Below are 19820 nucleotides of genomic sequence, written 5' to 3'. Positions count from 1 at the left end.
TTTGACAAGAAACATCAGATAAGGCTAAACGAATTCGCCAACGATTAGGCAGTCCATGAAAAACACAAAAGCCGGCAGTCTTCTAATGCAAGAAGAGCATGCCGGCTTGTTGCGCTGTCTTAAAAATAATTTGCATTGTTAGTGCACTGCTGATTGGTGATAGGTTTCTTCTTTCCTATCCATAAATATGGTTGAATCTTTAAGCAGCCGATCCATTTGCTGATTGTCCACACCGATGATTTGCGCACATTCCTCAAGCGTAAGGAAGCCGCGACGATAAGCTGCCAGTACCTTCCGTTTTTCCATAGATGCAAAATCCTCCTATAGACTGTCGTTATGATCAGTATAGGAGAAAAGACAATTTGCTATACGTTTATAGCTGCTTTACGATAAAAGAACGTATCCGCTGTCTCCAAAGAAAATTGGGCGGGCGAAAATATTTGCTCTGTGCTGCCGACAAACAGCAAGCCTCCCGGCTTCAAAGCTTCTGCGAACTTTGCATACAGCTGCTGCTTTGCTTCTTCTGTAAAATAGATCATAACATTGCGGCATACGATCAAATCAAATCCAGTATCAAATCGGTCATGCAACAAATTTTGCTGTTTAAACCGGATAGCTTTCTTCAAACGTTCATCGACAAAAAATTGCCCGTCCTGCTCTTTGAAGTACTGCTTCTTGCAATTGGCCGGGACATCTCGCAGCGATCGCTCGACGTACACGCCTTCCTGTGCTTTTTTCAGCACGCCCATATCCAAATCCGTGGCAAGCAGCTCGGTATTTTGCAGCATGCCGAGCTCTGATAAAATCATTGCCAGCGTGTAGGGCTCCTCGCCTGTCGAGCAAGCGGCGCTCCATATTTTCAATCTCGACTGCTTCTTAAACAGCTCGGGCAGGAAGCGCTGCTCCAGTACCTCCCATCGGGCTGGATTGCGGTAAAACTCCGAGACGTTAATCGTCATCCGATCCAGAAATTCGTCAAACAATGTCGGGTCATGATCCAACGCCCTGCTGTATTCTGCAAAGCTGGAAAATCCGCGTTTCTGCCTAAGTGTCGTCAAGCGGCGTTTCATTTGCACTTCTTTGTACTGCGCCAAATCGATTGCTGTTTTACGTTTAATATAAGCAATAAAGAGGTTGAAATCCTCATCCTCCATCTCCCATGCCTCCATGAATACGAGTTAAATCCAGCGCGAAATGGTATGCTCGTATGAAATAATCTCCTCATCCTTAAAGAAAAGCGCTATTTCTCTTTCTGCATTTTCAGCAGAGTCTGATCCATGGATCAAATTAAAATTCGTATGTACTGCAAAATCTGAACGAATCGTTCCTGGATAAGCCTCAACTGCATCTGTCTTGCCAATCATTGCTCTTGTCAGGGCTATCACATTATCGCCGCCCCAAACCATCGCGAATACAGGGCCGGACGTTACAAACTTCAGCAGCGGCTCATAAAACGGCTTCCCTTTGTGCTCCGCGTAATGCTGCTCAGCCAATTCTGTCGGAATGAGCATAAATTTTGCTCCAAGCAGCTGCAGGCCTTTTTTTTCAAAGCGGCTGACAATTTCTCCGATTAATCCTCTTTGCACACCATCAGGCTTGATCATTAAAAACGTTTTTTCCATGCCATCTCTTCCTTCCTGCTGCCTTTTAATAATTTCGCTTCCCTACGAAGCGGGCAATATCAACTAAATTTTTTCTAGCTGGAATAGCCGGAAGCTGCTCCAACGCCTTTAAAGCTTTTTCAATATAGCGATTCGCAAGCTCATCGGCAATGCCGCCGCCTTTTCCGCTTTTTACAATTTGAACGGCATGCTGCGAATTGGCATGCTCCTGCAGTCTGATTTTGTCCAGCTCTGCAAGCAGATCTTCTTTTTTGTCCGGCTCCTGCAGTGTCATTATAACAGGCAAGGTTATGTTGCCCTGGCGCAAATCCGACCCCGGCGGCTTGCCGATTTGCTTCTCAGTTCCATATAAATCAAGCAGGTCATCGCGAATTTGAAAGGCCATGCCTACATTATATCCATATTTGTAAAGAGCTTGAACATACTTGGGCGGACAATTTGCCGCTATAGCCCCAAGCTGGCAGCTTACAGCAATTAATAAGGCAGTTTTTCTTCTAATACGCAGCAAATAATTGCGAACAGACTGGTCTACATTGAAAAAATCACGAATTTGTTCCATTTCTCCTATACACATCTGAACAAGCGCCTTGGAAAGCACTTGATGAATACGCGGGTTTGTCAGCTTGGTCGCAAGCATCAGCGCTTTGCCATGAATATAATCACCTGTATACATCGCGATTCTGTTATCCCATTTGGACTTGACGGTCGGCTTGCCTCTTCGCATCTCGGCATCATCAATAACATCATCATGCACAAGTGATGCCATATGAATGAGTTCAAGCGGAACAGCTACATTTTTCAGTACATCGAGCTGATATTGGCCAAATTTTCCTGCGAGCAGAATCATAACAGGCCGTATTCTTTTTCCACCAGCCTTAAGCAAATGAAGCGAGGCGTCGCTAAGCAGAGCATGGTCATCGGATACAGCACGCTCAAGCTCCTGTTCAATTTGCTGAAGATCCCCTTTTAATTTGGCGTACAAATCTAATAGTTTCATTCTTTCACCTATTGGGCAATTTGTCTTTCAAGGATATACGGCTTCCGCCGTCCATTAAAAATATAAATCATTATGCTTGCTTGCCTTCCAAAAAAGAAAGTGTTACATCCTTTTGCAGTAAGCCAATCTGCTTGGCATACCTGTAATAAAGCGAAAGTCCATCCTGTAATTGCTGCCCGAATTCATAATTGAGGCATTTGAAATAATCATCCCAATAGCTGTACTGCCCGCCTAATTGTGTACAGGCTTTATCTATTATCGGATTAATATGATTGCAATTATGTATCCTGTTCGCCAGCAATGCCCGATGCAGCTCATGCAAAAGCTGCGGACAGCTTGCAAATGCTGATTTGCGGGCTGCAACGACCGCATACGTCATACCGTAGCCTGTCCATTCATGCCACGCTGCACCTAGATCAATAACATACAGCGACTTATTGCTCCACGCAGCAGCAATTGCCGGATCGCCGATCAGCAATGCCCCATCGGCCGATTCAAGCATGCTTTCCAGACTGCCTGAGGACGTTTCATACGCCGGCTTGCAGTGGAATCTCAACTCCATCATTATTTTCAGCAAATTCACAGAAGTAGCTGAAGTAGACGAAAGACTGATAGTGGCCGGCAGTTTTTGTCCAAGCGGTTCCTTCAAAAAAAGCAGTATTGAATTTACTCTTCCGACAGAACCTACAGACAGGCCTGGCAGTAATATATAATCCTCTGCATATTGCGCATAAGAAAATGACGATATGCCGGATACATCGATTAAACCGCTGCCTAGCATGCGATTAAGCTCAGAGGGCACAGCGGAAGTTATGCTGGACTCGATTTGATCAAGCCGCTTGTCCAATCCATAAAACAACGGCCAGCTATTCGCGTAATCAATCTGTCCGATGGTGAAGCGATGGTGTATGCTCATTTTGTTCCTCTCCCCATCTTCGATACAGCTGATGTTCTATGCCGACATTGTCCAGCACCTTGCCTACTATGAATGAAATCATTTCGTCCATAGATTGCGGCATAAAATAAAAAGCCGGCATCGCTGGAACAATTCTCACTCCCAATCTTGAGAGCTTCAACAGATTTTCCAAATGAATGGAATTGAAAGGAGTCTCTCGCGGAAGCAGCAGCAGCCGCCTACTTTCTTTCAGCATAACATCAGCCGCACGTGTCAATAAATTGTTGGAGGCGCCATGTGCGATCGAAGCAGCCGTTCCCATCGAGCAAGGCATGATAATCATCCCTTCCGTTCTAAAGGAGCCGCTTGCTATTGCGGCTCCAATGTCGCCGCTCGGATAATAAATTAACCGCCCCGAATCGATGGCAGCCCCGAATTGCTTTTGCAGTGAAGCCTTTCTGTGTGATGCGCTCCACAGCAGCTCTTCCTTCAGCACACGCCAGCCAGCCTCTGATATAACAAGGTGAACCTCAAAACCGCCGGCAAGCAGCTCTTCAATAAGCCTAATGCCATAAATCGCACCGCTAGCTCCGGTAATGCCCACTATCCACCTTTTTGGTTCTACCATTGATGCAGCACCGCCAAATCAAAAATAGTAAATATAAATAACACTACGCTAAGTGTACCATTCATCCCGAAAAAGGCTGTAGGCACTCGCGACAAATCATTCGGCCTCACAAGCCAGTGCTGGTAAAACAGTAAAGCGACTGAAATAACAGTGCCTGCTAAATAGGCCCAGCTTAAATCTGTCAGCCAAAACAGCAATAAAAATCCGGCAGCCGTTACCAGATGAAAACTTCTGGATATCCAAATCGCGCCTGCAATGCCAAACCGGGCAGGGATAGAGTGAACGCCATTATCGCGGTCATATTCGTAATCCTGCGTCGCATAAATAATGTCAAAGCCTGCAATCCACAGCGCTACAGTTACATAGAGAAGCCATACCGGCAATGATGCGGTTCCGGTAATAGCAAGCCAGCCGCCGAGCGGTGAAAGCCCTATCGTAAGCCCCAGCACCACATGGCATAGCCATGTAAAGCGCTTCGTATAGGAATACAGGACAAGCATGAATACCGCAATCGGCATTAGCTTCATCGTAATAGGCGATAAATTTGCGGAAGCTATAAATAATAACGCGAATGAAATTATAATAAATGCCAATACCTCTGCCGATTTCAGCAGGCCTGCCGGCAAAGCTCTTTGCGCCGTGCGCGGATTTTTCAAATCGATCGCTTTGTCAATCAATCGATTAAGTCCCATCGCGGCGCTTCTTGCGCCGAACATCGCGAGCGTAATCCAGCCGATTTCGGACCATGTCGGCATTCGCTTCTCTAACACTACTGCGCCTAGCAGCGCCCCCATATAAGCGAACGGAAGCGCGAATATAGTATGTTCAAATTTGATCATCTCTAAAATTATGCGTAATTTACGAAACATCCTAGTGCACCTGCTCCTTCTTGCCTATATGCAATGCCGCTATTCCGCCAGTTAAAGTATGCACCTTCACTTCAGTCAGCGAGGCATCGCGAAACATTTGCTCCAGCTGCTTTGCATCTGGAAAAGATTTTAAAGACTCAGGCAGCCACTGATACTCTTTGAATCTTTTTGCAACTATCTTGCCAATCATAGGCAGTATCTTCTCAAAATAAAGATAATACAAGCCCTTAAAAGGCTGCCACATCGGCTTCGAAAGCTCCAGACACACAACATGCCCGCCAGGCTTTACAACCCGTCTCATTTCATTCAGCACCCGATTATAATCCGGAACATTCCGCAGGCCAAAGCCAATGGTAACATAGTCAAAGCTGTTGTCCGGAAACGGAAGATCCATGGCATTGCCCTGCACCAGCTCAATTTGCTGCTGCAAATTTTGCTCTTTAATTTTAACGGCACCGACATCCAGCATATTTTGGCTGAAATCAAGTCCGGTAATTTTTCCTGTCTTACTCGCTTCAGCAAGTGAAATCGTCCAGTCGCAAGTACCGCAGCATAAATCGAGAGCAGTCTGCCCTTCTTGCACCGCCATTTTCCTCATCGTAAATTTACGCCATGCTTTATGCCTTCTGAAGCTGAGAAGATCATTCATAAAATCGTACTTAGGCGCAATCGATTCAAATAAATCATGAACATGACTCTTGGATGATGTACTCATCTATTTCTCACCTCGTTTCATTCAATGCAGGAATAAACAATAAAGATTTAGTGCGAAGCGAATCTGTAATCGCAAGCAGCTCTGCTGCCAGTCCCTCTGATTCAAGCTTTCGTATTGCTGTCTGTACTTCGCTCAGTGCGTCATCCATACGCGACTTAAGCTGCTGCACGATAGCATGCTGGACAAGCAGTGCATAGATTTGCTCAGGCTGAGCCTTCTGTAGCAGCTGCTGCTCCTGCTCGCTTGCCGCCTGCTGAAGATGCCAATAGGCCCAGCTGTTCGTAACGCGCTCAGGATGGCGGGCGTCTTCCAGCTCTTCAACAATGGCCTCGCAGCGGCTTATGCCAAGCAGCAGCTGAGGCCACAGTCTTGCTGTAGTTCCTTTGAGCAGCTCGCCGTATTGGAGAAACATTTGGCTTTTAATCTTGACGCGATAGCTGAAATATTCCTCAGTAGTCAATTCGTTTCTTTTGCGCTTAGTATAAAAGTCAATTTTCAAACGGTTTACATCACAAACAGCGGCGCTGAGCGAGGCGATCATAGAAATTTGGCCTTGCTGCGCCAGCAATTGATAAAAACGGGTGCTAAAATAGTCGCCTGCCAATACCTTCAGCTGCGTGGAGCGCATTTCAAGCTCACTGCGGCCGGTTGTTGAACTATCAATTCTATCATGCGTATCCATGCCCAGCTGAACGAGCGAGGTAACGAGCGCATACAATTCGCTGTTGTCTGCATGGTCGCTCTCATTAAGAACTGCGCTCAGCAAGCGCAGTCTAGGTTCCGATAAAGGGGGAAGCTCAGTATATGTATGAATCATGTCATAATTTACATATTTATAGGCTAGTTCAGTTATCCGGTATTCTCTCATCGTTGAAGCCTCCGAAGCAGAGTAGCACAATCGCTGCTCAATAATCTAAACTATTATAGCACAACTTTTTTAAAGAGCATACGATTCAAATAGGATGTTGCAAATTACGGCATTTGCCGAGGCAGCGAAGTATAGCCGGTAACGGGACCAAAGCGTTCCTCCCATGCAGAAGTAAAGCTTACGCGCAGACGCTGCCGCCAAATTTCTTCATGTACAGGATCGCTGTATTTTAAATATGCAATTTCATCTGCGAGCCACTTATCACCACTTCTGACGTCTATCGCAGCCATCAGCCGCCCGCCTGTCTGCTCCGTTTCAATCAACCGGATTAACACGCGCTTGACGTTGGCAAGCTGCACGAAGGAGAGCTCTATCAGCTTATCGACATCATGAAACCAAGCTTCAGGACGGCCGTCCACCGGATCGACGCGAAGCTCTATTAGCAGCATGGCGTTTTGCCATTCCACCTTCCCTAATTTTGACGATAAGCGAACGCCTAACATAACTTCCACAATATTGTGATTTGTAAGCTTACGAAACGGAAGCTGTTCAAATACCTCTACCCCATGCTTTTCCTTTAAAGAATAACCCGCCTGCCTGGGCAGCTGAGCGAGAATGAACAAGCTGAATATTGTAATTGCCATTATCGAAACGAGCCATTTTATATTCCTCACCGCACAACCTCCGATTTTCTAATCCATGCCAGCTGAAGCTTATTGTATAGTGTACGAGCTTAGCTTGCTCATTATTCGGCGCATGCAGTGATTATGCGAAAAACTTGGTATTGCTAGTGAAGGTCACGCCAAGTCGGCCCTATATAGCGAAAAAGAGCAGGCTAAAGCCCGCTCTTCATCCAAAAAAACCTATTCCTCCGTATCAACATTCCCGTACTTTGTCATTACGGTTGCTTTGCCACGTATTTTGATGGCCGATGTATGGTCTGTAAACTGACAGATCAATATTTCATTTTTATCAAGCTTTTCCATATGATGAAATTTAGTATCATGTCCACGAGTTAAACCAATGACCTGAACACCTTGTTCTTTTGCCTTTACTACTACGTAATCACCATGATTAGGCTCCATTGCAATCCCTCCCAGACCGTTTTACAAGCATCCAAAAAAATTATAGTTGAACTTCCTTATTTAAGCAATGTTATTTCAACAAAGCTATGCTGAAAGCAATACCAGGCAGTCCCATGCATATACAAAAAACGCTTGAACATCATGTTCAAGCGCCTATTGCAATTATGTGATTAGTTGGTAACTTGATCTTTAAGAGATTTACCTGGTTTAAACGCAGGGATTTTGCTAGCAGCAATATCGATCTCTTCACCTGTTTGCGGGTTGCGGCCTTTACGAGCTTGACGCTCGCGAACCTCAAAGTTTCCAAAGCCAACAAGTTGAACTTTGTCGCCTTGTTGCAAAGCGCCAGCGATTGCTTCAAATACAGCGTCAACTGCTTTAGTCGCATCTTTCTTGGATAGCTCTGTCAATTCAGCTACTTTTGTTATCAAATCTGTTTTATTCATGATTTCACCTCCTTACAAATAAACCTTGATGTTGATCTAGGCATGATGCAATTGAATCATCTTATCCATCTTATTAACCGAAAACTTCAAATATATACCTATTGACCGAACAAACTTATAGTAATACAGCCAAAAGGCAATTTCAAGTACCTATCCTGTTATGCAATATAAAATACAGCAGCAAGGCCATAGGAATAACATATACCGAACTTATTAGTGGATGCCAGTGAAATTTTTTTAATTTTCATTTCTGAAAAAGGGCAGTTAAAAAAAAGACCGAATGCAAAGACATCGCAAATGTCCGCATTCGATCTTTCAGATTATAGATATATCTACAAAATGATTGCAATGAGACCGCCGGAGCCCTCGTTAATAATTCTGCCCAGCGTCTCCTGCAGCTTATACCGCGCATTGTCAGGCATCATAGCAATTTTGCCTTGTATGCCTTCCCGTACGATAGAGTGCAGCGATCTGCCAAATATGTCTGACTCCCAAATTTTAATCGGGTCATTCTCAAAATCCTGCATCAGATAGCGTACAAGTTCCTCGCTTTGCTTCTCTGTGCCGATTATTGGAGCAAATTCGGATTCGACATCGACTCGAATCATATGAATCGAAGGTGCCGTCGCCTTAAGTCTAACGCCGAATCGAGAGCCTTGACGAATCAGCTCCGGTTCATCAAGCGCCATCTCGGCAAGCGATGGAGCAGCAATTCCGTAACCGGTCGTCTTAACCATTTCAAGCGCCTCGGCAAAACGGTCATACTCACGCTTCGCATGAGAAAAGTCCTGCATAAGCTGCAGCAAATGATCCTTGCCGCGGATTTCTACGCCGACAACCTCCATTAAAATTTTGTCATAAAGCTCATCCGGCGCATAAAGATCAATCTCTGCAACACCCTGGCCCATATTCATGCCGCTGAGTCCAGCTCTGGCAATAAATTCATACTCCATAAATTGATCGACAACTCGGTCGACATCGCGCAGTCTGCGGATATCCTTGACCGTATCGCGAACCGAATTTTCGTAGTTGCTGCGCAGCCAATGATTTTCCTGCAGCACCATAACCCAGCTAGGAAGATTGACGTTTACTTCATGCACCGGGAATTCATAAAGCACCTCGCGCAGCACTGTCATTACTTCCTCTTCACCCATAGTAGCAGCGCTTAATGCCATAACAGGTATATCATACTTCGCTTGCAGTTCGCTGCGAAGCTGCTCAGTTTCCGCACTCCTAGGATGTGTTGAATTAATGATTAGGACAAATGGCTTGCCTACTTCCTTTAGCTCATCAATGACTCGTTCTTCCGCCTCAACATAAGAGCTTCTAGGAATTTCGGCAATCGTTCCATCCGTTGTCACGACAACCCCCAGGGTTGAATGCTCTTGAATAACCTTGCGCGTGCCAATTTCAGCTGCCTCTTGGAATGGAATCGGCTCATCAAACCATGGTGTCGTAATCATTCGAGGACCATTCTCGTCTTCGTACCCTTTTGCTCCTTCTACGGCATAACCTACGCAATCTACCATTCTAACGTTAACTTCAAGCCCTTCCGTTACACGAAGCTGCACGGCCTGATTAGGCACGAATTTAGGCTCTGTCGTCATAATCGTTTTTCCCGCGGCGCTTTGCGGCAGCTCGTCAACGGCTCTAATACGGTCCGATTCATTCGGTATATTAGGTAACACAACCGTTTCCATAAACCGCTTAATAAAGGTAGATTTGCCCGTACGGACCGCACCCACTACGCCGAGGTAAATATCCCCACCGGTTCGTTCGGCAATGTCCTTGAAAATGTCCACTTTTTCCACTGAATATCCCCTCCTGATTGATTTTCCGGTTCGCCGCCATCCACCGGATAAGAGGGCAGGCCAGCGACGCAACTCGTACAAACTTTAGGACTAGTAACATCATATGTGCAGACTGTCCAATTATGCTGATTTCATCTGTAAAAATTCAGACGAATCTTTTTCTGCCCTTCCAAGACTGAAATATATGAGACTTTATTAAAAACTATGACTATTTAATAAAAAAAGCACATAAAGCGGATCATCTCCTGCTTTACATGCTTTGTTCAGCATCTATGGGTTTACGGCTACCGGCTCTCCATTTTCGAAATGATAGGCAGGAGATTTGACCGGTACATATTCCGTAGCGTCTACCAGTAATTCACGCAAATCAACCTTCAGCTCATCCTCGGTATACTCCTTCTTGGAAATAAGCTGCATAATATCAATTCCGTAATCAACAAAAACGACTCCCGCTTCATTCGTAAGCGCTTCTAGCGTTTGACCTGAGAATACACTTCTAATGTCTGGCGCTTTCATGCTTAGCTGTTTGTAATCGATACTATAGAAGCCTTTGTACTTTTGCTCACCCTTGGGCACTTTTGCAGTCTGTTTCAAATGGGAGTTTACCTTGCTCTGCAAGTCATTCACCTTCTGCAGCGTAACTAGATCCATCAGCTTCACGCGGGGAGCTGTCTCTTCGTCAATGATTAAAAAATAATAGCTGCCCCCGTTTTCAAAAGCTGCCGGCGGAATTGAGCTTAATAAATTTTTAGCCTGCAGCGTAGTAAAATTGACTTTGTATTTCTCGTATTTAGGAACATTTGACTCGCTGTTTTGAATAGGCAGCACGCCCGTCTGAGAGAAATAATCGTCGACTGCAGCCTGCACATTCCTTACTGCTTCCTTTGGGGCAGCCTGATTCTGCTTCAGCCTGTCCTTAGGATAAAGACAGCCGGTCAGCGTTGCCATCATCAAGCAGACAGCAGCAAGCGTCAAAACGGCTCGTCCTGTCCATTTCAATTTATTTATTCCAAAGCTCATTACTTTGCCTCCGTTTCTGCTACCAAAGCGAATCGTCCTGCTCCTTTTGCTTCGCCAGCTGACGCGCTACAGCAGCGCGCAATGGGTCTGGGGGGACGTCTACATCCGTTTTGCCCTGAACGCGAACCTGACAAGCAAGGCGAAATGGCGGCTCCTCAGCGTCGCCCAGCTTGCGTCTTTCAATATCAGACATCGGCAGCACGCTGCTTCCCGGGCGCAAATTTATTTTGCACAGGAAACATGCCGCATTGCCTCCGCAGCGCGTTGATATTAATACGCCCGCCTGTCGTGCAGCCATCAGCACCGTCGTGCCGGGCTTCACTTTGACTTTCCTCTCCAAGGGCCAAAAGGTTACCTCTGCGTCCATTCCACCTCACCAGCCTCTTCCAGCGAAATGATTTGATGCACTTGATCCACTGCTGCTGCTGTAAAATGATTGCTTTTTTCTATAGCCTGCAATGCAGGCTCATGAATGCCGCGCATCTTCATAAAAGCCTTTGCAATCAGCTCTACGCGATCCTCTCTGCCTCGCAGCTGGTTAAACCATAGCTCATGCGCTAGCGGCACGACCATAAGCGGGTAACCGCAATCCGGGATACTAAAGCGCTCCCCAAAGGGGATCAGCAGCTCTGACACCCGTACTTCATAGCTGCTTTTAGCTGCATCCACCTTAAAGCCGCCGACCAGTTCAATAGGCATGCCTTCTATTTCGAAATGGGCAAGCGTAGAGCGGTATATATTTGTTTCGCTGTAATGAGGAGCGTCGACTGCATATATTTGCAAGGCTGCATAAATAAATGGCAAATCTTCTTCATCACAATAAATATCGATATCGCGAGGCATTGCAGACAAAGGCAAGCCTCTTAGCAGCAATCCTGCGCTGCCGCCGACTATCCATTTTGCAGACGAATCATGCAGCAGCTTTGCCAGGGCAGCCAGAGCATTATATATAGGACTGGCCTTTTTCATGCAAGCACTTCCTTTTTACTCATTAGAAATAAGTTTTATTCATCGCTTTAATCGTTCCCGCACCAGCTTTAATAACAGCCTGGCAGCCCAGTCTGTAACCTTCGTCGAACTCCTCAGGCTCCAGGCGGTCCCATTCCGCATCGGTTATCTCATCTAAAAACTCTCCGCCTTCCGTTACAAGACATCTGCAGCGGGCGCAGGTGCCCCTTGTACAAGAATAGCTCCAGTCTACTTTATGCTTGATCGCAAGATCTAGAATCGACATGCCTTCCTCTGCCTCGACTACTTCCGTTATCGTTCTGCCTTTAAGCTCAATCATTGCAGTATCTCCTTTGTACATAGTTAGCCCAGTATGTATGCCGGCCTGTTACAATATTGAAAATAAGCCATAAATAAATCCGAACACAAGCATAATAAAAGCAATTAGGGATAGGACAAGCTTAACGACGCCTTTTGTTTTCAATCGCGCGAAAGTAATAATGAGCGCAGCAATCGCCATTAATCCTATGCCTAAAAAAGATATCCACATCTTTGTCATTGCATCCATATTTTATCCCCTACTCTGCTACCATGTAATTAATTTATAAATCAAAGTCTATTATAGCATTGCATAAAAAAAAGGACAAAAGCTGACAGAGAATTTACTCTACTATCGCTTTTGTCGCATAGTATCTTATTTCTTCAGCATCATTTTGATTAGAGACTCCATATTCGATGTGCTCATTCCGCTTGCTTTTACAGCTCTCACTATATCTTCCATTGTGGAATCAGCAACCTTGACTTTAGCCATAGCGGCCACTTGCTTGATCAGCTTGCGCAGCTCATCCTCACTGCTTAGTGTGGACGGGCTAACTTTACTAGCCAGTTTTTGAACTGCGGCAGATGATATATTTTTACCTGCCTTTTTATTAATTGCGTTTAGAACATCCTTTGAGCTGTTTTTTGACATCATTTGCTCCACCCTTCTCAGCCAGTTACGCTCCTAGCATCATATGAAAGGGAGGGCTAATTGGTGTAGGCTCGTGCCTGTTACAAAATAGCTTCTATTTCATTTGTTTTTAAACGGCCCATAAGCGTTTCAACAGCGTCTCTGGGCTCCTTGCCTGCAAACAGCACCTCATGCAGCTGATCTGTGATAGGCAGCTCGACCTCATAGCGCTTGGCAAGCTCATAAGCCGCCCGCGTCGTTTTGACGCCTTCGACAACCATGCCCATCGTTTTAAGCACTTCCTCTAGCGGCTTGCCTTGCGCCAGCATATAGCCTGCGCGCCAGTTGCGGCTATGCTGGCTCGTACAGGTGACGACAAGATCGCCAACCCCCGCTAAGCCGGCAAAGGTTAACGGGCTGGCTCCCATCGCTGCCCCCAAACGGCTTATTTCAGCTAATCCTCTTGTAATAAGTGCTGCCTTGGCATTATCGCCAAATTTCAAGCCGTCCGACAGACCGGCACCTAGCGCTATAATATTTTTGAGCGCTCCGGATACTTCAACGCCAACCGTATCCGTGTTCGTATACACTCGAAAAGTAGAGTTAATAAAGGCGTCCTGAGCTTTTTCAGCTGCATGGATATCAGCTGCCGCTACAACTACGGTGGTGGGCAGCTTGCGGATCACTTCCTCTGCATGGCTCGGCCCGGACAGGACGACGATTTGAGAAGATGGCCGCTGCAGCTCCTCGGCCAATACGGTGCTCATCGTCTTCAGCGTATCCGCTTCGAAGCCTTTCGTAGCATGGACACAAATCATTGATTCCGTAATATGCTTCGCCGCTTCTTTGGCTACTGACCTCAATGCGCTTGAAGGCGCAACGAATAGCACAAGCTCGCTGTTTTCTATCGCTTGCTTCATATCGCTTGTCGCTACAATCGCCTCAGGAAGCGCTGCTCCAGGCAAATACTTGCTATTCATATGCTCTGTATTTATTTGATTGGCATGCTCGCCGCTGCGCGTCCACAGCTTTACTGCAAATCCATTGTCAGCAAGTACAGATGCCAGCGCTGTTCCCCAGCTTCCTGCGACTAGAACAGCTGCCTTACGCGGCGCAGACAACCTCTCATCCATCATTGCTAGCTCACAATCCTTTCTTTGCACCCAGCTTATTCTCTGTTCCTTGTATAAGCTTCATAATATTAGTACGATGTCTTACAAACGCGAATAAGCAAATAATGAGCGTTCCGCCGAATAAGGGCCAGGAAAAATGAAAAACGGCAACAAATATAGGAATTAATACGGTCATAATCAATGAACCTAATGATACATATCTTGTAATCGCAATAATGATAATCGTAATGATGCCTGCAAGAAGCGCCGGTATAAAGGCAAGCGACGCCATTGCGCCGATTGTGGTAGCTATCCCCTTGCCTCCCTTGAACCGGAACCATATCGGCCAATTATGACCAATTATAGAAGCTAGCCCGCACAGCACCGGAACCCATTCATTACCGCTTAATCCGTAGCCAATCCATACTGCAGCGGAACCTTTTGCAAAATCGAGCAAAAACACAAGCAAACCGGGTCCTTTGCCAAGTACCCTCAGCGTATTGGTGGCGCCTGCATTGCCGCTTCCATGCTGTCTGATATCTATTCCCTTCACAAATTTTGCTATGACTATACTAAACGAAACAGAGCCAAGCAAATAGCTTAAAACAACCGCAATTACATCGTATAACAAAAGGCCTCTCCCCTAATCCTCTTCGGACTTCCGTCGCGTATAGATGCGAACCGGCGTACCTTCAAAGTTAAATGCTGCGCGAATTTTGTTTTCCAAATATCGCTCATAAGAAAAATGCATTAGCTGCGGATCGTTTACAAAGCAAACAATCGTCGGCGGCTTGGTTGAAACCTGCGTCACATAATTGATGCGCAGTCTTTTTCCTTTGTCTGATGGCGGCGGCGTCATGGCAACTGCATCAGAAACAATATCATTAAGCAAATGCGTCTGAATGCGCATTGCATGCTGTTCCGAAACATAATTCACGACAGGCAGCAGCTTATGTAATCTTGATTTGGTCAGGGCTGATAAAAACACAATCGGCGCATAGGTCATAAACAGAAACTGCTCACGAACATTACGGGTAAATTCCTGCATCGTACGATCATCTTTTTCAACAACGTCCCACTTATTCACTACAAATATAGAAGCTTTTCCAGCTTCATGCGCATAGCCTGCAATATGCTTGTCCTGCTCGATAATGCCTTCTTCTCCGTTAATAAGCACAAGCACGACGTCAGCTCGTTCGATGGCCTTCATTGCGCGCATAACACTGTATTTCTCAGTGGATTCATACACCTTGCCTCGTTTGCGCATACCTGCTGTATCTATAAGCACATAACGTTGTCCTTCATGCTCAAACGGCGTATCTATCGCATCTCTAGTCGTGCCGGCAACGTTGCTCACAATTACGCGATCTTCGCCGAGAAGTGCATTAACAAGAGAGGATTTGCCTACATTTGGACGGCCGATCAACGCAACACGAATAACATCCTCATCATAATCATCATCTTCAATAACCGGCAAAAGCTCTGTAGCCGCATCGAGCAAGTCGCCGATGCCAATGCCGTGCGAGCCGGAAAGTGCGATTGGCTCTCCGAATCCTAAAGAGTAAAATTCATATACATCGTTCATGCGGTTGTCATTATCGACTTTATTCACGCCAAGCACGACAGGCTTTCTGGAACGAAACAGCATCTGTGCAACCTCATCATCGGAATGCGTGATGCCGGCCTTCACATCTACCATAAAAATAATAACGTCCGCTTCCTCGATTGCAAGCTCCGCTTGCACACGAACAGAACGCATGATTTCATCATCGTCGTCAATTTCTATACCGCCTGTATCAATTATGCTGAAAGCTTTGCCATTCCATTCGCCCGTACCATATAAACGATCACGAGTAATGCCAGGCTTATCCTCAACAATTGCCAATCGATCACCTATGATTCGATTAAATACTGTTGATTTACCTACGTTAGGTCTACCAACGATAGCAATAACGGGTCTAGCCATAGTAGTCAGTTCACTCCTTCAATCATTCTCACGTTACTCATCATAGCAAAAAAGAACGCTCTTGGCTAACTTTTCATTTGTGATCGACTAGAATAAATACCCCATTTTTCAAATCATGTGCGCTGGCGTCCAATATTTTTTCCAGCAGAAACGCCATTTCCTGCAGCTGATGTTCGTCAGGCACAATAAAAATCGGCGCCCCGCCATCTACCATTTTATCATTTGTTGATACAATTGCTGTGATTTTAGCCATGCTCCACATTCTCCTTCTGATTGACAGATGCTTCAGTAGGCATTCGCACAGCGGATTCAAGAATCGGCACTTGCTCAATTACCTGTTTTGCCTTTCTCGCATCCTTCTCCTGCGGCAAAATAAATACGCCCAGCGTACCGCTTCCAAGCTCAAGCTTGGCCATAGGAACAAGCGCCGGCTCGCCTGAATCTCTATACACTCCCAAAATAGTTGCAAGGTCGTACAATATAGCCTGCCTCTGTCCTAAGTTGCTAATGGTCACCTTGCCATTCGGATTACGCGGTTTTACAATAAAGCCGATTGCGCGCTCCTTCATTATTTTTTGGTTCGACTTCAGCCCTACATTCATAATGTATACGTCGCCTACAAACAAATCCGGTCCATTAACGCTCACCTTTGCCTCCTCAACCGTCGCGATATGCGAAAGCTGCTTGCCAGATTTAAGCTTACTGACGATGATCAAGGCAATTCCGCCTGCAAGCAGGCCCCACCATATATTTAGCCATAAACCGAATAAACTGGTCACTAACGAGGTCATAATGACCAAATAATTGCGGCCTTCAAAAACCATTGCGATCCCTTCAATGTAGGTAGGCCCTCTGCTTACAAGCTCTTGACTGTCGATTTTGGTCAGTGTTTCTCTCTCCATCTTGCGCACATCTCTGAACTGCTGGGCTGCCAGCGTTAAAAAAGTAATGGCTGTATAATCCTTATTCATAAGCGCAGGTACCGAGACAGAGCCTAACGCAGCAGCTATAATGCCTAGCGAGATATGAATTATTCTTCCATGCGGATATGTAGGATATTGCCTGTAGTCTGTTTGCAGCATAAGGAGTCTTGCGCAAACCCCGATAACGATCGCCAGCAATATAACTATCAAATGATGATTTTGCTGTATATACGAAAGCATCAAGCCGTCCCCCCTCTTCGATTGTTAAACCAAAATGCGCTGATTTTATTTTTAATGCCAGCAGCCGCCGCCAGAACAATTCTTATAACTGCCGCAAACAGCAGCGCAAGGGCTAGCTCATCCCACCAGCTCCAAGCCCCGATCAGCACTTGCTGGCTGGCTCCGGCAAGCATGCAATATATCAAGCTTCCTATAAAGGAACCCCATGCAATCAAGGTAAACTGCCCAACAGAGCTTTTGGAAAACATACAGCTGAGCAACGCCGCCAGAAGCGGAGCATCCCACATCGGCCCGAGCCAATGGTAGATTGGATCAAAGCTGTACATTTTTCGCATCAGTCCCCATGCTGCGCCGATAATAACAGCAGCTGTTATTAAATAGCTGCGAGTGCTCCATTTCTCTGCCTGAAAATAGAGCGAAAGCGCTGCAGCTGCCAACAATACGACGACAGAGGCATGGATTTGCCATTTTGCTGCAGAAATATTCGGCCACCACAAAGGAAGAGGCAAACAAACTGCAATAATTGCTATTACAAGCAAGGACAGCTTTTTATTGAAATCGGGAGCCAGTAACGACTTCCACCCGGTAAAAAGTAAAATCATTATAATAAGTGCGATCCAAATAGATAAAAAGCCGGGATTCATGCTGTCACCACCTCTCGCACCATATTATGCGCTAATAAAAAAAAGGCTATTCCTGAAATGGCAGGAATAGCCTCTTGATTAAAATATATAAGTTATTACCTTATACCTGTTCTTATATTTCACTGGTAAACGCGCTCGTCCAAAGGACGACGTAGCCGTTTATCCTTGATTGTTATATTATTTCAGCTTGCTTAGCTTATCGCCAAACTTCTCAGCCAGGGAATAGCTCATGCTGGAGCTGTTCAAGCTTACATTCGGATTATTAATTTCTTCAACCTTTGGAGCTTTCGGAGCGCGCTCTTGTCTAGGAGCTTGCTCAGTTTGCTCAGGAGCTTCTTCTGTTTCCTTGATGCTTAGGCTTACACGCTTCTCTGCAACGTTAAGATCAAGAATTTTTGCTTTAACTTCTTGACCTTCCTTAAGCACTTCATGCGGAGTCGCAATGTGGCGGTGTGCAATTTGAGAAATATGCACCAAGCCCTCAACGCCAGGAGCAATTTCAACAAACGCGCCAAATGTAACGATACGGCGAACAGTGCCCGTTACGATATCGCCGATTTTGAATTGAGCAGCTGCTGTGTCCCAAGGACCTGGCTGAGCTGCTTTCACGCTCAGGCTGATTTTGCCGGCTGCAGCATCAACTTTTAGCACCTTAACGCGGATTTTTTGACCCTCGCTTACGACATCCTTAGGATGAGCTACATGCTCCCAGGATAGCTCGGATACGTGTACAAGTCCGTCTACGCCGCCGATATCAACGAAAGCGCCGAATGGCGTCAAGCGTTGAACAGTGCCTTCAAGCTCTTGATCTGCTTGCAGTGAAGCTAGAACCTTTTGTTTGTTCTCTTCAAATTCAGCATCAAGCACATCCTTTTGAGAAAGGATCACTTTGTTGTTTTCGCGGTCAAGCTCTTTTACAACAACGCGCAGAGTGCGTCCTTTGTAATCGCTGAAATCTTCAACGAAATGACGCTCAACCATCGATGCAGGAATAAATGCGCGAACGCCAAGATCAACTACCAAGCCGCCTTTGACAACATCAGCAACAACTGCTTCAAACACTTCTTTGCTGTCAAACTGTTGCTGCAGCTGATCCCATGCTTTTTCTCCGTCTACAAGACGCTTGGAAAGAAGCAATACTTCTTTGTTGTCATCGATGCTGACTACCTTCAACTCTACCTCTTGGCCGATTTGAACAGCATCAGCAGCGTTTTCCACTTGCACTGCGGACAGCTCACGAATTGGAATGATACCGTCATATTTATATCCAAGGCTTACATAAGCTTGGTTATCCTCGATTTTGACGATCGTTCCTTTTACGGAATCGCCTTTCTTCAAAGACACAAAATTGTCCATTGCCTCTTGATTTACTTCCTCAGCAACAGTTTCTTGCACATTGATTTCTTCTGACATTGAAATAACCTCCTCGATTCATACCCCTACTTTATTTAAATCCGCTGTTCAAAATTTGAAAACGGCATTTAAAACTTATTTATGCTGCTTGATCAGGTCGCGAATGCGGCTCATCATCACTTCCGTTACAGCTTCGAGCATATCCTCTGCGTTTTCATCTATCGCTTCCTGCAGATTGATTGGCTCTCCATAATAAATATATGTTTTCCTAAACAATTTGTAGCTGCCTACAATTGCTGCCGGAACAATAACCGCATCGCTTCTCATAGCGATCATAGCTGCGCCTTTCTTTGCCATGCCGGCTGAACTGTTACGTGTTCCTTCGGGAAAAATCCCCATCACCTTGCCTGATTTGACCAGGGCGATGGCCGTCTTGATCGCATCCTTGCTTACACCGCCGCGCTTTACGGGAAATGCGCCAAACGAATGGATAAGCTGACCTAACACCGGCACTTTGAACAGTTCTTCCTTCGCCATAAAATGTACCTTGCGCTTTACAAATACGCCTACAGTCGGGGGATCCAAATTACTTATATGATTAGATGCGATAATAACTGGTCCTGCTTCTGGAATATGTTCTATCCCTCTGGCTTCTAGGCGAAATAAAACGCGATACATAAATCGAAGGAGAGCCCGAAAAAATAAGTACGACATAATTTGCTACGCTCC

General features: G+C 45.7%; 27 protein-coding genes. All 27 read right to left on the bottom strand.

Annotation, left to right across the window (positions count from 1 at the left end; genetic code table 11):
• Positions 1 to 138: 138 nt before the first annotated feature.
• The 27 genes from ACRRU2_RS16315 to ACRRU2_RS16185 all read right to left on the bottom strand — a co-directional run bounded on the left by ACRRU2_RS16315 (position 139) and on the right by ACRRU2_RS16185 (position 19805).
• On the bottom strand, positions 139 to 306 hold the full coding sequence (locus ACRRU2_RS16315; protein WP_331698676.1) for a hypothetical protein: 168 nt from the start codon (positions 304 to 306) through the stop codon (positions 139 to 141).
• A 59-nt stretch (positions 307 to 365) separates the two neighbouring features.
• Complete coding sequence (locus ACRRU2_RS16310) at positions 366 to 1154, bottom strand: CheR family methyltransferase (protein ID WP_331698675.1); 789 nt, start codon at positions 1152 to 1154, stop codon at positions 366 to 368.
• A 24-nt stretch (positions 1155 to 1178) separates the two neighbouring features.
• Positions 1179 to 1622, bottom strand: coding sequence for a nucleoside-diphosphate kinase (ndk, locus tag ACRRU2_RS16305; protein WP_331698674.1), 444 nt, complete (start codon positions 1620 to 1622; stop codon positions 1179 to 1181).
• A 25-nt stretch (positions 1623 to 1647) separates the two neighbouring features.
• A complete protein-coding gene (locus ACRRU2_RS16300) occupies positions 1648 to 2619 on the bottom strand; it encodes a polyprenyl synthetase family protein (RefSeq protein WP_331698673.1) in 972 nt (323 codons plus the stop codon).
• A gap of 70 nt (positions 2620 to 2689) precedes the next feature.
• Positions 2690 to 3535: a menaquinone biosynthetic enzyme MqnA/MqnD family protein gene (locus ACRRU2_RS16295; RefSeq protein ID WP_432503271.1), complete on the bottom strand. Its 846-nt coding sequence runs from the start codon at positions 3533 to 3535 to the stop codon at positions 2690 to 2692.
• Positions 3498 to 4142 carry a UbiX family flavin prenyltransferase gene (locus ACRRU2_RS16290; RefSeq protein WP_331698671.1) on the bottom strand — a complete coding sequence of 215 codons (645 nt, stop codon included), beginning with the start codon at positions 4140 to 4142 and terminating at the stop codon, positions 3498 to 3500. Before ACRRU2_RS16290 ends, ACRRU2_RS16295 begins: the two co-directional genes overlap by 38 nt.
• Positions 4136 to 5011: a UbiA-like polyprenyltransferase gene (locus ACRRU2_RS16285; protein ID WP_432503269.1), complete on the bottom strand. Its 876-nt coding sequence runs from the start codon at positions 5009 to 5011 to the stop codon at positions 4136 to 4138. The genes ACRRU2_RS16290 and ACRRU2_RS16285 overlap by 7 nt, the downstream gene beginning before the upstream one ends.
• A 1-nt stretch (position 5012) precedes the next feature.
• Entirely contained in the window at positions 5013 to 5726 is a 714-nt protein-coding gene (locus ACRRU2_RS16280) for a demethylmenaquinone methyltransferase (protein WP_331698669.1), read from the bottom strand.
• A gap of 7 nt (positions 5727 to 5733) precedes the next feature.
• A complete protein-coding gene (locus ACRRU2_RS16275; protein ID WP_331698668.1) occupies positions 5734 to 6594 on the bottom strand; it encodes a heptaprenyl diphosphate synthase component 1 in 861 nt (286 codons plus the stop codon).
• 104 nt (positions 6595 to 6698) lie between these two features.
• Entirely contained in the window at positions 6699 to 7268 is a 570-nt protein-coding gene (locus ACRRU2_RS16270; protein WP_331698667.1) for a hypothetical protein, read from the bottom strand.
• 189 nt (positions 7269 to 7457) lie between these two features.
• A complete protein-coding gene (gene mtrB, locus ACRRU2_RS16265) occupies positions 7458 to 7679 on the bottom strand; it encodes a trp RNA-binding attenuation protein MtrB (RefSeq protein ID WP_331698666.1) in 222 nt (73 codons plus the stop codon).
• Positions 7680 to 7849: 170 nt separating this feature from the next.
• Complete coding sequence (locus ACRRU2_RS16260; protein ID WP_331698665.1) at positions 7850 to 8125, bottom strand: HU family DNA-binding protein; 276 nt, start codon at positions 8123 to 8125, stop codon at positions 7850 to 7852.
• 332 nt (positions 8126 to 8457) lie between these two features.
• A complete protein-coding gene (gene spoIVA / locus ACRRU2_RS16255) occupies positions 8458 to 9936 on the bottom strand; it encodes a stage IV sporulation protein A (RefSeq protein WP_331698664.1) in 1479 nt (492 codons plus the stop codon).
• Positions 9937 to 10206: 270 nt separating this feature from the next.
• Positions 10207 to 10956 (bottom strand): hypothetical protein, encoded by a 750-nt coding sequence (locus tag ACRRU2_RS16250; protein ID WP_331698663.1) that lies wholly within the window; start codon positions 10954 to 10956, stop codon positions 10207 to 10209.
• Positions 10957 to 10975: 19 nt separating this feature from the next.
• Positions 10976 to 11323: a 2Fe-2S iron-sulfur cluster-binding protein gene (locus ACRRU2_RS16245; RefSeq protein ID WP_432503264.1), complete on the bottom strand. Its 348-nt coding sequence runs from the start codon at positions 11321 to 11323 to the stop codon at positions 10976 to 10978.
• Positions 11308 to 11925, bottom strand: a complete 618-nt coding sequence (locus ACRRU2_RS16240) for a hypothetical protein (RefSeq protein ID WP_432503262.1) — start codon at positions 11923 to 11925, stop codon at positions 11308 to 11310. Before ACRRU2_RS16240 ends, ACRRU2_RS16245 begins: the two co-directional genes overlap by 16 nt.
• 22 nt (positions 11926 to 11947) lie before the next feature.
• Positions 11948 to 12244, bottom strand: coding sequence for a 2Fe-2S iron-sulfur cluster-binding protein (locus tag ACRRU2_RS16235; RefSeq protein WP_331698660.1), 297 nt, complete (start codon positions 12242 to 12244; stop codon positions 11948 to 11950).
• 48 nt (positions 12245 to 12292) lie between these two features.
• Positions 12293 to 12472 carry a DUF2768 family protein gene (locus tag ACRRU2_RS16230; RefSeq protein ID WP_331698659.1) on the bottom strand — a complete coding sequence of 60 codons (180 nt, stop codon included), beginning with the start codon at positions 12470 to 12472 and terminating at the stop codon, positions 12293 to 12295.
• 126 nt (positions 12473 to 12598) lie between these two features.
• Entirely contained in the window at positions 12599 to 12874 is a 276-nt protein-coding gene (locus tag ACRRU2_RS16225) for a stage VI sporulation protein F (RefSeq protein ID WP_331698809.1), read from the bottom strand.
• 80 nt (positions 12875 to 12954) lie between these two features.
• On the bottom strand, positions 12955 to 13989 hold the full coding sequence (locus tag ACRRU2_RS16220) for an NAD(P)H-dependent glycerol-3-phosphate dehydrogenase (protein ID WP_432503259.1): 1035 nt from the start codon (positions 13987 to 13989) through the stop codon (positions 12955 to 12957).
• A gap of 7 nt (positions 13990 to 13996) precedes the next feature.
• Positions 13997 to 14596: a glycerol-3-phosphate 1-O-acyltransferase PlsY gene (gene plsY, locus ACRRU2_RS16215; protein ID WP_432503257.1), complete on the bottom strand. Its 600-nt coding sequence runs from the start codon at positions 14594 to 14596 to the stop codon at positions 13997 to 13999.
• A gap of 12 nt (positions 14597 to 14608) precedes the next feature.
• The gene (gene der / locus ACRRU2_RS16210) at positions 14609 to 15931 is read right to left on the bottom strand and encodes a ribosome biogenesis GTPase Der (RefSeq protein ID WP_432503255.1); all 1323 of its coding nucleotides are present in this window, start codon (positions 15929 to 15931) and stop codon (positions 14609 to 14611) included.
• 73 nt (positions 15932 to 16004) lie between these two features.
• Positions 16005 to 16184: a capping complex subunit for YIEGIA gene (locus tag ACRRU2_RS16205; protein ID WP_331698655.1), complete on the bottom strand. Its 180-nt coding sequence runs from the start codon at positions 16182 to 16184 to the stop codon at positions 16005 to 16007.
• On the bottom strand, positions 16177 to 17094 hold the full coding sequence (locus ACRRU2_RS16200; protein WP_432503252.1) for a YIEGIA family protein: 918 nt from the start codon (positions 17092 to 17094) through the stop codon (positions 16177 to 16179). The genes ACRRU2_RS16205 and ACRRU2_RS16200 overlap by 8 nt, the downstream gene beginning before the upstream one ends.
• Positions 17094 to 17738: a YphA family membrane protein gene (locus tag ACRRU2_RS16195; protein ID WP_432503250.1), complete on the bottom strand. Its 645-nt coding sequence runs from the start codon at positions 17736 to 17738 to the stop codon at positions 17094 to 17096. The genes ACRRU2_RS16200 and ACRRU2_RS16195 overlap by 1 nt, the downstream gene beginning before the upstream one ends.
• Positions 17739 to 17915: 177 nt before the next feature.
• Positions 17916 to 19151, bottom strand: a complete 1236-nt coding sequence (gene rpsA / locus ACRRU2_RS16190; RefSeq protein WP_432503248.1) for a 30S ribosomal protein S1 — start codon at positions 19149 to 19151, stop codon at positions 17916 to 17918.
• A 75-nt stretch (positions 19152 to 19226) separates the two neighbouring features.
• Entirely contained in the window at positions 19227 to 19805 is a 579-nt protein-coding gene (locus ACRRU2_RS16185; RefSeq protein WP_432503246.1) for a lysophospholipid acyltransferase family protein, read from the bottom strand.
• Positions 19806 to 19820: the final 15 nt, after the last annotated feature.

Origin of the sequence: Paenibacillus sp. GXUN7292 (assembly GCF_050864975.1) — a bacterium.
Taxonomy (GTDB): Bacteria; Bacillota; Bacilli; order Paenibacillales; family Paenibacillaceae; genus Pristimantibacillus.
This window is presented reverse-complemented; position numbering and strand designations above follow the sequence as displayed.

Bases quoted from the DNA above. Each gene is read 5' to 3' on its own strand.
- ndk (WP_331698674.1), bottom strand. From the start codon at position 1,622: ATGGAAAAAACGTTTTTAATGATCAAGCCTGATGGTGTGCAAAGAGGA.
- ACRRU2_RS16220 (WP_432503259.1), bottom strand. From the start codon at position 13,989: ATGATGGATGAGAGGTTGTCTGCGCCGCGTAAGGCAGCTGTTCTAGTC.
- ACRRU2_RS16300 (WP_331698673.1), bottom strand. From the start codon at position 2,619: ATGAAACTATTAGATTTGTACGCCAAATTAAAAGGGGATCTTCAGCAA.
- ACRRU2_RS16235 (WP_331698660.1), bottom strand. From the start codon at position 12,244: ATGATTGAGCTTAAAGGCAGAACGATAACGGAAGTAGTCGAGGCAGAG.
- ACRRU2_RS16240 (WP_432503262.1), bottom strand. From the start codon at position 11,925: ATGAAAAAGGCCAGTCCTATATATAATGCTCTGGCTGCCCTGGCAAAG.
- ACRRU2_RS16225 (WP_331698809.1), bottom strand. From the start codon at position 12,874: ATGTCAAAAAACAGCTCAAAGGATGTTCTAAACGCAATTAATAAAAAG.
- ACRRU2_RS16315 (WP_331698676.1), bottom strand. From the start codon at position 306: ATGGAAAAACGGAAGGTACTGGCAGCTTATCGTCGCGGCTTCCTTACG.
- der (WP_432503255.1), bottom strand. From the start codon at position 15,931: ATGGCTAGACCCGTTATTGCTATCGTTGGTAGACCTAACGTAGGTAAA.
- ACRRU2_RS16295 (WP_432503271.1), bottom strand. From the start codon at position 3,535: ATGAGCATACACCATCGCTTCACCATCGGACAGATTGATTACGCGAAT.
- ACRRU2_RS16280 (WP_331698669.1), bottom strand. From the start codon at position 5,726: ATGAGTACATCATCCAAGAGTCATGTTCATGATTTATTTGAATCGATT.
- ACRRU2_RS16185 (WP_432503246.1), bottom strand. From the start codon at position 19,805: ATGTCGTACTTATTTTTTCGGGCTCTCCTTCGATTTATGTATCGCGTT.
- ACRRU2_RS16310 (WP_331698675.1), bottom strand. From the start codon at position 1,154: ATGGAGGATGAGGATTTCAACCTCTTTATTGCTTATATTAAACGTAAA.
- ACRRU2_RS16260 (WP_331698665.1), bottom strand. From the start codon at position 8,125: ATGAATAAAACAGATTTGATAACAAAAGTAGCTGAATTGACAGAGCTA.
- ACRRU2_RS16205 (WP_331698655.1), bottom strand. From the start codon at position 16,184: ATGGCTAAAATCACAGCAATTGTATCAACAAATGATAAAATGGTAGAT.
- ACRRU2_RS16245 (WP_432503264.1), bottom strand. From the start codon at position 11,323: ATGGACGCAGAGGTAACCTTTTGGCCCTTGGAGAGGAAAGTCAAAGTG.
- ACRRU2_RS16285 (WP_432503269.1), bottom strand. From the start codon at position 5,011: ATGTTTCGTAAATTACGCATAATTTTAGAGATGATCAAATTTGAACAT.
- ACRRU2_RS16290 (WP_331698671.1), bottom strand. From the start codon at position 4,142: ATGGTAGAACCAAAAAGGTGGATAGTGGGCATTACCGGAGCTAGCGGT.
- mtrB (WP_331698666.1), bottom strand. From the start codon at position 7,679: ATGGAGCCTAATCATGGTGATTACGTAGTAGTAAAGGCAAAAGAACAA.
- ACRRU2_RS16195 (WP_432503250.1), bottom strand. From the start codon at position 17,738: ATGAATCCCGGCTTTTTATCTATTTGGATCGCACTTATTATAATGATT.
- ACRRU2_RS16275 (WP_331698668.1), bottom strand. From the start codon at position 6,594: ATGAGAGAATACCGGATAACTGAACTAGCCTATAAATATGTAAATTAT.
- ACRRU2_RS16200 (WP_432503252.1), bottom strand. From the start codon at position 17,094: ATGCTTTCGTATATACAGCAAAATCATCATTTGATAGTTATATTGCTG.
- rpsA (WP_432503248.1), bottom strand. From the start codon at position 19,151: ATGTCAGAAGAAATCAATGTGCAAGAAACTGTTGCTGAGGAAGTAAAT.
- ACRRU2_RS16230 (WP_331698659.1), bottom strand. From the start codon at position 12,472: ATGGATGCAATGACAAAGATGTGGATATCTTTTTTAGGCATAGGATTA.
- ACRRU2_RS16250 (WP_331698663.1), bottom strand. From the start codon at position 10,956: ATGAGCTTTGGAATAAATAAATTGAAATGGACAGGACGAGCCGTTTTG.